Annotated in this window: 9 protein-coding genes; 5 read left to right on the top strand and 4 right to left on the bottom strand. The window is 63.4% G+C overall.

The features are described from left to right. Position 1 precedes the first annotated feature (1 nt). Together VFV96_14615 and VFV96_14620 are read right to left on the bottom strand one after the other, a co-directional pair. Positions 2-1147, bottom strand: coding sequence for an ABC transporter permease (locus VFV96_14615; GenBank protein ID HEU5071634.1), 1146 nt, complete (start codon positions 1145-1147; stop codon positions 2-4). After that, positions 1144-1851 carry an ABC transporter ATP-binding protein gene (locus tag VFV96_14620; protein ID HEU5071635.1) on the bottom strand — a complete coding sequence of 236 codons (708 nt, stop codon included), beginning with the start codon at positions 1849-1851 and terminating at the stop codon, positions 1144-1146. The genes VFV96_14615 and VFV96_14620 overlap by 4 nt, the downstream gene beginning before the upstream one ends. A 750-nt stretch (positions 1852-2601) precedes the next feature. On the opposite strand from VFV96_14620, the gene VFV96_14625 reads away from it, so the two are divergent. Both VFV96_14625 and VFV96_14630 read left to right on the top strand, forming a co-directional pair. Beyond that, positions 2602-3438: an ATP-binding protein gene (locus VFV96_14625; protein ID HEU5071636.1), complete on the top strand. Its 837-nt coding sequence runs from the start codon at positions 2602-2604 to the stop codon at positions 3436-3438. Between the two features lie 4 nt (positions 3439-3442). After that, entirely contained in the window at positions 3443-4099 is a 657-nt protein-coding gene (locus tag VFV96_14630) for a response regulator transcription factor (GenBank protein HEU5071637.1), read from the top strand. 227 nt (positions 4100-4326) lie between these two features. Here the strand turns inward: VFV96_14630 and VFV96_14635 are convergent, their stop codons facing one another. Next, complete coding sequence (locus VFV96_14635) at positions 4327-6273, bottom strand: hypothetical protein (protein ID HEU5071638.1); 1947 nt, start codon at positions 6271-6273, stop codon at positions 4327-4329. Positions 6274-6554: 281 nt separating this feature from the next. On the opposite strand from VFV96_14635, the gene VFV96_14640 reads away from it, so the two are divergent. The 3 genes from VFV96_14640 (at position 6555) to VFV96_14650 (ending at position 10204) form a co-directional block, all read left to right on the top strand. After that, the gene (locus VFV96_14640; GenBank protein HEU5071639.1) at positions 6555-7355 is read left to right on the top strand and encodes a prepilin-type N-terminal cleavage/methylation domain-containing protein; all 801 of its coding nucleotides are present in this window, start codon (positions 6555-6557) and stop codon (positions 7353-7355) included. A 150-nt stretch (positions 7356-7505) separates the two neighbouring features. Beyond that, positions 7506-8882, top strand: coding sequence for an alpha-amylase family glycosyl hydrolase (locus VFV96_14645; protein ID HEU5071640.1), 1377 nt, complete (start codon positions 7506-7508; stop codon positions 8880-8882). Positions 8883-9664: 782 nt separating this feature from the next. Then, complete coding sequence (locus tag VFV96_14650; protein ID HEU5071641.1) at positions 9665-10204, top strand: response regulator; 540 nt, start codon at positions 9665-9667, stop codon at positions 10202-10204. Position 10205: 1 nt separating this feature from the next. On the opposite strand, the gene VFV96_14655 is transcribed toward VFV96_14650, so the two are convergent. Next, positions 10206-11314: lactonase family protein (locus VFV96_14655; protein HEU5071642.1), on the bottom strand; the 1109-nt coding region annotated here is incomplete at its 5' end.

Below are 11314 nucleotides of genomic sequence, written 5' to 3' on the forward strand. Positions count from 1 at the left end.
GTCAATCGAGCGTTTTCAAACCTTCCGCGACACTCATGCGGGCGACGGCCAGACCGGGCATGATGCTGGACACCACGCCCAATGCCGCCGCCACCGCCGCGCCCGTCCCCACGATGCGTGCGGTCACCTCGAAATACGGGAAAAGGCCGTTGGTCAGCTTCGACACGTCGCCAAACGTGTAAAGACAATACGCGCCGCCCACGCCGATCACCGCGCCCGCCATGGCCAGCCCGAAACTTTCCGCGAGAATGAACGCGAACAATTCCCGCCGCCGGTAGCCCAGCGCCTTCAGGATGGCCAGCTCGCGAAACCGTTCCCGAATGGCCATGCTCATCGTGCTGGCTGAAACCAGCAGCAACGTGAACACCACGGCGCTCGAAATCAGCGTGACCAGCAGTTTGATGTTGCCCCACATGGAAATGAAGCTGAGCTGGAAGGCGCGTTCCGTCTCGGCCCGCACCTCGGCCGACGTGTTCTCAAACGCCTTGTTGATGGCGGCAAGGACGCGCGGCATGTCCTCGGCCGATTTGACCTTCAGCCACCACATGCCGACCTCGCCCGTGTCGCCCGTGGCCTCATTCAAATAATCCTGGCGAAACAGCATGTTCCGGTCGTCCGGCGTGCCTGCGTAGATCCCGACGATTTTGAAGTCGAGCGTCACCGGATACACCGTGCTTTCGAGCGTGATCTTGTCGCCCACCTTGAGATGGTATTTGTCGGCGGAGATGCGGCCGATGACGCAGCCGTCGCGCTCCTTCTCAAACGCCGCATACGCCTCGGGATTCATTTTCGCCTCGCCAAAAACCGAGCGCAGCTTCGTGGGGTCCATCGCGAACTGCGCAAAGGTCATGTTCTCCTCGTTCTTGTATTTCCCGCCGAACCAGGTGAACGGCGTGACGGCTTCCACACCGGGAATACGTTCGATGACCGGCCGCTGCCGCGCCGGCAGCAGGTTGGCGATGGAGATTTTGTTGCGGACGGCCACGCGCAATTCGGCCCCCGCCCCTTCCACCGGCAACGTCAGCTCGCGCAGGGCCACCAGCAGCGTCACGAGCAGGAAGAGGCTGACGGCGACGCTCAGGACGGAAAGCAGCGCCCGGCGCTTGTTGCGCAGCGCGTTCTTGATGATGAACGTCTGGAAGTTCATACCCGCGCGGACGGGGTGCCGTCGCCGTTCAACAATTCACCCTTCTCGAGATGGATGCTGCGCGATCCGAAGGCGGCCGCCTTGGGATCGTGCGTCACCATGATGACCGTTTTGCCCGCGTCGCGGCTCAGCGACCGGAGCACTTCGAGGACATCGTGGGCCGAATGCGAATCAAGATTGCCCGTGGGCTCGTCGGCGACCACGAGGCTTGGATCGGTGACCAGCGCCCGCGCAATGGCGACGCGCTGCTCCTGGCCGCCCGAAAGCTGCTTCGGCAGATGGTGCATCCGGTCGCCCAGCCCGACGAGGCCAAGGGCCGTTTCCACACGTTGCCGGCGTTCGCGGCGTCCGAGCCGCGTCAGGAGCAGCGGCAGCTCGACATTTTCAAACGCCGTCAGCACGGGGATCAAATTGAACGTTTGGAAAATGAAGCCGACATTCTGGTTGCGCCAGTCCGCCAGTTGCGATTCATCCAGCCGCGTCACCTCCACGCCCTGGACCGCACACTGGCCGCTGGTCGGCCGGTCAATGCCCGCGATGATGTGCAGCAACGTGGATTTGCCGGAGCCCGAGGGCCCCATCAAGGTCAGGAATTCGCCGCCCGCGATGTCGAGCGAGATGTTGTCCAGCGCCGTCACCTGGATTTCGCCCTGGGCATAAACCTTCGACAGATTGCGAATGGAAACGATGGGGGCCGCGGCCATAAAATTGCCTGCTACTGATAGAGCACGAAGCGCGGCTTGGCAACTGGTGGCAGCAACTTTGTCGCGCCGGCGGCGCACGCTTGAGTCGGTCACCTGCCGGCCGCATAATTGCGCCATGTTCCACCACGCAGCGCCTTCCGCGACAGGCCGCCTTCGGCTCTGTCCGGCCGGCCCCTGGGTGCTGCTGGGGCTCCTGTTATGCCTCACGCCGATTTCGGCGCGCGCCGTCATTCTCTGGAGCGACCGGGAATCCCGCGTCATCCACAAGACGGCGGTCGGCGAAGACATTCTGGGCGGGGCGGTCAAACGGGACGACACGGCCAACGACGCGCTGTTCTTCAAGTTTCATGTGGACCCGCTTTCCGACGTGGCTTCGGAGGAATACTACGCCGGGTTCCAGTTGTATGAAAACGAAGACCCCCGCCTCGGCGTGGGCAACGCCCCCGAAGCCTGGGGCTACTCGGCGTTCAACGCGTCCGAAACCGGCCCGCTCAACAAACGGCCCGGCGAATTCAATTTGAACTCGGCCCATCCCGAGGCGGCCGGCCTGGGCACGTTCAAACCTTACGAACTCCCGCGCCAGAATCACGAGCGCACCATCATCTTCAAGGTGCAATATGTTCCCGGCGGGGACGACTTGATCACCGTGTGGCTGGATCCCGACCTGTCGCATGGGGCGAGCGAGGACAGCCAGCCCGCCGCGCTGACCACGCGCTTCAAGGCACGGGCCTCGTTTGACCAAATCCACCTGTGCCAGGACGGCGGCGGCAACGGCTGGATCTTCAGCGACATGGCCATTGCCACCTCGTTCCGCGACTTTGTCATCGTGCGTTTCTGGCGACCTGGTGGTTCAACACCCTGGCGGCGGTGGCGTTGCTGGCGGCCGTCGTGGTCACCGTGCGGGTGGTCGAGAAGCGCAAGTTCCAGCGCCGCCTGCGGCTGGCCGAACGCGAACGGGCCGTCGAACGCGAACGGGCGCGCATCGCGCAGGATTTACACGACGAACTGGGCTCGTCGCTCACCCGGTTGTCCCTGCTCAGCGACTCGCTCAAGGAGCACAAGCAGGATCCCGAGGCCATCGAGGGCCGCGCCGCCAAGCTCTCCCAGACCGCAACGGAAACCGTGCGCGCGCTGGAAGAAATCGTGTGGGCGCTACGGCCGCGCAGCGACACCCTGCAGAGTCTCGTCGAATACGTCGCGCACTTCGCCAAGGAACTGTTTGAGGGGGACACCGCCCGGTGCCGGCTGGATTTGCCGGATGATTTGCCGGATCGCGCGCTGCCGCCGGACGTGCGGCACAACATTTTTTTGATCGTCAAGGAAGCCCTGACCAACGCGCTCAAACACGCGCACGCCCGGGAGGTTCTGGTGCGTGCCCAGGCTACGGAAACGTCCCTGGCCCTTTCCGTCGAGGACGACGGCGGCGGATTTGATTCAGAGGCGGAGCCTGCGGCGAACAAGCGCAATGGCCTGGGCAACATGCGCCGCCGGGCCGAGACGATTGGCGGACAGCTCACGATTGAAAGCGTCCACCGCCAGGGCACCAAGGTCCGCCTCACTGTCAACTTCCCACCCAAGCCCGTTTGAAACCATGGCCACCAATCCACCCCACCCCAACCGCGATCCCATCAAGGTGGCCCTCGTGGATGATGATGAAGGCATCCGCACCAGCCTCGCGGCGTTGATCCGCCGGGAACCCGCGTTTCGATTGGTGGGCGACTACGCGAACGCCGAAACCGCCGTGAAGGAAATCCCCCAACACCGGCCGGATGTGGTGTTGATGGACATCAATCTGCCGGGGATGAACGGCGTGGAATGCGTTCGCCAGCTCAAGGGCGCCCTGCCCCAGGTCCAGTTTCTCATGCTGACGGTTTATGAAGACAGCGATTCGTTGTTCAACTCGTTGAAGGCGGGCGCGAGCGGTTACCTGCTCAAGCGCACCGCCTCCGAACGCCTGCTCGATGCCATTCGCGACGTCCACGACGGCGGTTCGCCGATGTCGCCGCAACTGGCGCGGCGCGTCGTCATGTTTTTCAACCAGCCGGCCACAACGGAATCCACCATGGCCCGGCTGACCGCCGGCGAACGGGAGTTTCTGGATCAACTGGCCAAGGGTTACGCCTACAAGGAAATCGCCGACCGCATGAACATCAGCATCGACACGGTGCGGAGCTACGTGCGGACGGTTTACGAAAAGCTCCACGTCCACTCGCGCACCGAGGCGGTGGTCAAATACCTGCGCGGCTAGCGCGCTTCAAATAATGTCGTAGCCGACGGGATATTCGCCGACCCCTCACCCGGCCTGCGGCCACCCTCTCCCCATCGGATGGGGAGAGGGACGGGGTGAGGGGTTTCTGCTGCCATTACAGCTTCAGAATTTGTCAAACCGCTCCAAGGCCCGCCAACGTGCGACCCCTCCCGGAAACGGATCGGCGCCGGAGGTTTTCTCCGGCGCCGAAGGAAGCGGCCACCACTTCAAGGCGTCGCCATCGGCTTCACCAGGCGGAAGAACATCTGGTCGCCCGAGAGCGGCCAGTTGGTCGAACTGGTGCCGGCCGACGCCGGGTAATCCAGCCACGTCGCCAGATTCGTCGTGCTTTGCAGCCCGACGCATTTGAGCCCCAGCCAGTCGATGATGATCTTGCCCGGCGCCTGCGGACTGATGCGCAAATATCCAAACATCGGTTCGGCCAGGTTGGCGATCCGGACGGGGTCCGTGCCCGTCCAACTGTCCAGCGGCAGCGTGTAGCTGTTCTGCCCGGGCAACGTCCGGATGTAACGCACGTGATCCTTCGTTGGCGCGGCCTCGTTGTCGGCCCCGTTCATGGAATACTTGTATTGCAGGCGGAGATTGTTCCCCGCCGGAACCGGCAACGTGAGGGTGTAGGTGTCCGAATTGCTCACCCGGCTCATGAGGTAGTTTGTGGCCACGCCGTTGGTGTTGCCCCAGCCCCACCAGCCGAGGAAATCACCATTCAGGTAGATGGTCTGCGAACCGTCGTAGGTCGTCGCGTCCGTGGCCACCGCCCCCTTCATGTCGATGGAAAAGGTGACGAAGTTGGTCTGGTCGATGATGTCGCACGGTTCGACGTCGTTGTAGAACAGCACCGCAAGGGTCTGCGTCGGACTCGTCACGGTGAACTGGCGGTCATTGCCGCCGGTGCTGAGCGGGCTTTCCCAGCCGCTGTTGGGCGCGGTTGCGCTGCTGTTCCAGAACTTGAACTTCTGGCAGCCGCCCAGCGGCCACCACAAATTGACCACGCCACTGTAAATGTTGGTGTTGGCCGCCTGATTGTTGGTCAGCTCCAGCGACAGATCGTAATTGTTGAACTGGCCGCGCGCATAGACGTGGTCGTAGCCGGGCGTAAACCGCCCGAGCGCCGTCTGCACGGACATGTCCACGCTCAACGTGATCTGGTTGGTCGGATCGTTCAACGTGCGGTCCGCCCAGTAATCCGCGGGCGCCGCCATGTCCATGTTCGTGAGCGTCAACTCCCGTGCGTTGCCGCAAATGAACGCAGGCGATTCATCCCCCGGAAACGTGGCCCAATACTTGTATTGCGCCTTGCTGCCCTGGTAGCCGACGATGTCAAACGTGTTGGTGAACACGGACGAGGTGCCCACGCGGAACAGTTGATTCGACGGCGTCACCGTCCAGCCGTTGAAGGTGCCCTTCACGTGCACTTCGTCACTGCTGGGGTCGAAGCTGCTGGGATCGGACGGGCTGACGTTGAAGATGGCGATGGGCACCTCCATGTTCACGCTGAAGAACACGTGGTTCGTCGGCGCCGGAGCCGGGTCGCCCGCCAGCCAGCGGCCGTGCGGCAAATCCAGCCGGAAGGTCACCAGTTGATTGTCATTCGTGGTCGTGACGGACAGATTGCCGTCCTTGCCGAATCCCGGACCGATCGCAACATTCCAGTCCCCGGCCTTCCGGAACTTGAAATCATAGCTGCCCGCCGTCGGAACCACGTAGGCGCCCTCGTAAAGGCCGGCGCCCTGATTCGTCAGCGTCACCACCGGCGTCGTCCAGCCGTTGAACGAGCCCATCACGTCCCAGCCATGGCCCGGGTCCTCATAGCCGACGCGGTCGCTCTGGGGATTCCAGCCATCGTTGCGCACGCCCGGGAACCAGCGGAAGGTGAAATTGCCGTTGGTGTCGTAGAGAGAGCGGACGTTGCTGCCGGGCCAGCTCGAGGACCACGAACCCGGCGTGATTTTCCATTCATGCGCCGCGCCCGGCGTGTGGCCGTAAATGCTCAGAACATAGGAACCATCCCCGTTGTCGGACATTGGATTGGCACCGGGATCCCACGCGGGCGTCTGATAATCTCCCGCCACGTAATAGGACTGGGCCTCGGAGTTGGGCACGCAGGCAACGACGACGGCGGCCGCTGCGAACAGGGTCAATGTGAGTTTCATAGTTTTGCGCTGCACCAAAGAATCAACGCCTGCCGGTGTTGGTGGCTGCACGTGACCGGCGCGGTGACTTTGGGTTACCTGCGCACACTAGGATTGCCCGCCGCAACCGTCCACCGCACGTTTGTGCGGTGACCGCCCGCCGCGCCCGGCGACCACACAAACATGCGGTGGCAGCGCATCGTTGCGAGTGTTAGGGTCGCATCATCCAGCACCTTAATTGCCGGCATCAGACCCGCTGCTCCCAACGTTGCGTCGGCAAGCCGAGCCCGCTGCCAATTGATATGCATTCTGCGAAACAACTCCGGTCCGCCCCGCGGGGCGGCTTTACCCTCATCGAACTCCTGGTGGTCATTGCCATCATCGCCATCCTGGCGGCCATGCTGCTGCCCGCCCTCGGCCGCGCCAAAGCCAAGGCGCAGGGCATCAGCTGCATCAACAACCTGAAACAACTCCAACTCGGCTGGTTCATGTATTCCGGCGACAACGATGACAAGATTGTTTCGACCGGCGGCCAGCAGGTGCTGGTGACAGACCCGAATGATCCCGCGGCCCAGCCGGGCGGCACCAAGGCCAACTGGGTGCTTGGCAACGTGGCCGACACCAATCCGGACCTGATTCGCAAGGGCCTGCTCTACCCGTTTCTGAACAAGCTGGAAGTTTACAAATGCCCCGCCGACCGCAAGCTCGGCACCAGCGGCCAGCCCACGCTCCGCAGCATGTCCATGAACGCCTGGATGAATCCGCTCAACACCGAAGGGCTGCTCGACGGAGTCAGCTACACCATCTTTCGCAAGCAAGCCAACCTCCGCAAACCATCGGAAATCTGGGTGACCATTGATGAAAATCCGGAAACGATCAACGACGGCTGGTTTCTGGTGCGACCGCAAACGCCGTCCCAATGGCGCGACATTCCCGCTTCCTATCACAACAACGCCGGCGGCCTTTCGTTCGCCGACGGTCACGCCGAAATCAAACGCTGGACCGACAGCGGCGTCCTCCACAATCCCGTGGTCGGCATGCGCAAGGACGGCAGTTCGTCCGACCTGACCTGGCTCCAGGAACGCACCACCACGCCGCCTTGAGGCCGCCGCTCCGGGACGTCTTGTGATTTGGGTCATGCCTCAACGTTCCGCCACCGCCCGGCGCCCTGCCGCACAAAGATGCGGTAGCCGTGCGCCGCGGGCTGCCGTTTAATGGCCGCGCTTCCCCCATAACCGGTGAACGTCAATTCCATGATTCGCAAAATGTCGCTTGGGCTGGCCGCGTTGCTGCTGGCCATCGCCGCCCTCGGCCAGAACAACCTCGCGCAGCCGGCCGCCCGACCGGCCCCCGCCTGGCTGCGCAGCGGCGTCGTGTATGAAATTTTTCCGCGCAACTTTTCGGCCACCGGCGATTTCAACGGCATCACGGCGCGGCTCGATGAACTGCGCGACCTGGGCGTCAACGTCCTCTGGTTGATGCCCATTCACCCAATTGGCGAACAGCAACGCAAAGGCACGCTGGGCAGCCCCTACGCGGTGAAGGATTACTACGCCATCAACCCCGACTACGGCACCACGAATGACTTCCGCCGCCTGGTCACCGAAGCGCACCGGCGCAAGCTGAAGGTCATCCTGGATCTCGTCGCCAACCACACCGCGTGGGACAGCGTGATGATGCAGCACCGGGACTTTTACAAGCAGGACGCCCAGGGCCACATTCTGCCGCCGGTGCCGGAATGGAGCGACGTGGCGGGCCTGAACTACGCCAGCCCCGAACTGCGGCAATACATGATCCGCATGCTCACCTATTGGGTGCGGGACTTTGGCGTCGATGGTTTTCGCTGCGACGTGGCCTACATGGTGCCGACGGACTTTTGGGAACAGGCGCGCACCGCGCTCGAACAGGTGAAGCCCGACATCATGCTGCTCGCCGAGGCCAGCAAGCCGGAACTCCTGCTCAAGGCCTTCGACGCCGATTATTCCTGGCCGTTGCACGCCACGCTCAACCGCGTGTTGATCGAGGGCGCGCCCGCGTCGCAATTTGAGGCCTGCTGGGAACAGGACCGCCGCGAATTTCCCCCGGGTGCGCTGCACTTGCGCATCTCGGACAACCACGACGAAGCCCGTGCCGTGGCCCGCTTTGGCATCCGCGGCGCGCTGGCGGCCGAAGTGCTCATGCTCACGCTGGACGGCGTCCCCCTGCTCTACAACGGCATGGAAGTCGGCGACGCCACCGAATCGGGCGACCCGGCCTTGTTTGAAAAGATGCCCATCTTCTGGCGGCCCAAGGAGCGTCCGCCCTTGCGCGACATTTACCGCGGCCTCATCCAGTTGCGCCGGAGCCATGCCGCGTTTCAAAACGACCGCGTGGTCTGGCTCCGCAATTCCGCCGAGACCAGCGTGGTCACCTTTGAACGCGCCGACGGCCGCGAGCAATTCATCGTGGTGATCAACTTCTCCAACCGTCCGGTCACCGCAACGGTCCAGGCGCCGGCCGAAAGAGATTATGCGCCCGTAAAAATCGCCGGTCAGGCGGACAAGCCCGACGACTCGTTTCCGCAACTTCACCTTGGCCCCTTCGAATGGCGGCTCTATCGTAACACCCCCTCCCAGGAAGCCCGGCGCTGACGCGGTAACCAAACCTGCAGGCTTACCACTTAACTCAGTCCCTCGTCCCCGGAGCGCCGACGTCCTCGTCGGCTTTAACCAAACGAACAGCCGGGTTGGTTGGATAAAATGACAATCCGGGCGCATCTTGTAATTTGAACCTCCAAAGCCGGTCTGGAAACCGGCGCTCCGCCTGAATGGGAGCGCGCGGGGCGCGAAGCGTCAGCCGCAACGGGTCGCAGGCAGAAAGATCATCCAGATTTTCCGGGACGGTCGTCGGTGTTCGGGAGTGCTGCGGCTGGGGACGGCCGCGCTCCGCCAGTTCAGAAGCGCAAGGCGCAAAAATCAGGATTGCGGAATCTCCCACCATCGCATCGCGAGCGTGGCCACGCCCCCGGAGCGCCGACGGCCACGTCGGCTTTAACCAAACGAAAGGCCGGGTTGGTTGGATGGAATCGTGAACCGGGCGGGCACTGGAATTTGAACGTCCAAAGCCGGTCTGAAGACCGGCGCTCCGGTTCATGAAAAAGGTGGCCGGAGGCCGGATGAGGGGCTGGGGAGACGGCGAAGGATGGCGGAATTTCCCGCAGTGCCCAATGGCTGGATGCCCCACGGTGACGCGAAGAGCGCGTGCGGCGACGGGCACTTCTTCACGTCCCCGGGGACATGCAAGTCGCGCCGGAAATGCCCCGGGTGAATGGCGCGAATGCAGCGGACCCCAAAAACTCAAGTTTGTCCGGATTGAACGGCAACGGGAGCGTTGTAACTTGCCGTGCCTGGTTGGAAACAACGCGGAAGACGTTATGAAACTCAAACTCAATCTTGTCAGCGGCAACCGTTGGAAGCCGCTTCCGACCACCAGTGCCGTCCGCACTTTGGCCGGAGCCGGTGGCACCACGACAACTTCAACCCACGCGCAGCCCGGCACGCGCCGCATCCTGGTGGTGGATGACGACGCCGTCGTGCGCAAGACCACCGAAATGAAATTGCGCGCCGAAGGTTACGACGTCATCACGGCCGAGGACGGCCCGTCCGCCCTCGCCGCCACGCGCATCCAACGCCCCGACCTGATTCTGCTCGATCTCGAATTCCCGCCGGATCCAACCATGACCTGGGACGGATTCCGCCTCATGGAATGGCTGCAACGCGCCGAACCGCGGCCCATCCCGGTGATCCTTTTTACCGGCTGCCAGGACAAGGACCTCTCCGAACGTGCGGCGCTCGCCGGAGCCACGGGCTTTTTCCAAAAGCCCCTGCTGTTCGGACCGCTGTTCGCGCTGATTCAATGGCAGCTCAACGGCAAATCATCCGGCCGGGAACAATCCTCGCCCGGCGCGGCCTGAATCACATCGCCGGAACAAATTTGACATCGACCGGTGCCCCGACGGAACGCACCTGCTGTGTCGGCTCAAGGTGTCCCGAAGTTGCAGCAACGCGGAAGACCGTGACCGTTGCCGATTTCTGGTTCGCCACAATCAGCCACCGGCCGGAGGGATCGAGCCCCATGCCGCGCGGCACCTCGCCGCCGCTGTCCACATCCGTCTCCCAACTCAGCCGCCCGTCTGCCGGCGCCACGCGCAGCACCGCTATCCGGTTCAATCCCCGCACTGATGCGTAAATAAACCGGCCGTCCGGACGAACGATGATTTCCGCGCCCGTAAACGCATCCGCATGTTTCACCCCGGGCGGCAGCAGGGAAAGGGTCTGGCGCAGTGCCAGCGTTCCCGTGGCCGCCTGCCACGCAAAGACCGTCACGGTGCAGGCCATTTCGTTGATGACGTAGGCGGTTTTGCCGTCTGGACTGAACGCGATGTGCCGCGGACCGGAACCGGGCGGCACGGCGGCGAAGGCCGGTTCGTTGGGTGTCAATGCGCCATCGGCCGCATTGATGCCGTAAACGCGCACCTCATCCGTTCCCAGATCGCACGCGAGGACGAACTGTCCACCCGGCGCCGTCACCGCCGCATGCACATGCGGCCCCGCCTGTCGCCGCTCGTTCACGCTGTGCCCGTGATGCTGCACCACGGTGCCCGCGCGCAATCGCCCGTCCGCCGCGACATGAAAGGATTTGAGGCTTCCGCTGTTGTAGTTCGCCACCAGCACAACCCGGCCGGCGGCATCCACGCTCACATGACACGGCCCCACGCCGCCCGAAGATTCCTGCTCGCGCAACGTAAGCCGGCCCGTGTGCTGGTCCACCGCGAACACGCTGACCGCGCCATTCGTGGACTCCGCCCGCGTGGCCGCGTAAAGCCAGTGGCCATTGGGTGAGACGGCCAGGAAGTTGGGATTCGGCACGGCCGCTGCGAGTTCGGGTGCGGAAAGCGCACCCGTGGTGCCATCCAGTTTGGCGACGTAGATGCCGCGGCTCAGGGCATTGGTAAACGTCCCGAAATACACCCACGCATCGCGCGCCCAGACACCCGGCGCACCGCTCAAGGCGACCGCCACCA

Source organism: Verrucomicrobiia bacterium (genome assembly GCA_035765895.1).
Lineage (GTDB): Bacteria > Verrucomicrobiota > Verrucomicrobiia > Limisphaerales > DSYF01 > DSYF01.

What these genes read in the sequence shown, in the direction of transcription:
- VFV96_14650 (HEU5071641.1), top strand. Translation starts at nt 9,665, where the DNA reads ATGAAACTCAAACTCAATCTTGTCAGCGGCAACCGTTGGAAGCCGCTT.
- VFV96_14645 (HEU5071640.1), top strand. Translation starts at nt 7,506, where the DNA reads ATGATTCGCAAAATGTCGCTTGGGCTGGCCGCGTTGCTGCTGGCCATC.
- VFV96_14620 (HEU5071635.1), bottom strand. Translation starts at nt 1,851, where the DNA reads ATGGCCGCGGCCCCCATCGTTTCCATTCGCAATCTGTCGAAGGTTTAT.
- VFV96_14630 (HEU5071637.1), top strand. Translation starts at nt 3,443, where the DNA reads ATGGCCACCAATCCACCCCACCCCAACCGCGATCCCATCAAGGTGGCC.
- VFV96_14615 (HEU5071634.1), bottom strand. Translation starts at nt 1,147, where the DNA reads ATGAACTTCCAGACGTTCATCATCAAGAACGCGCTGCGCAACAAGCGC.
- VFV96_14635 (HEU5071638.1), bottom strand. Translation starts at nt 6,273, where the DNA reads ATGAAACTCACATTGACCCTGTTCGCAGCGGCCGCCGTCGTCGTTGCC.
- VFV96_14640 (HEU5071639.1), top strand. Translation starts at nt 6,555, where the DNA reads ATGCATTCTGCGAAACAACTCCGGTCCGCCCCGCGGGGCGGCTTTACC.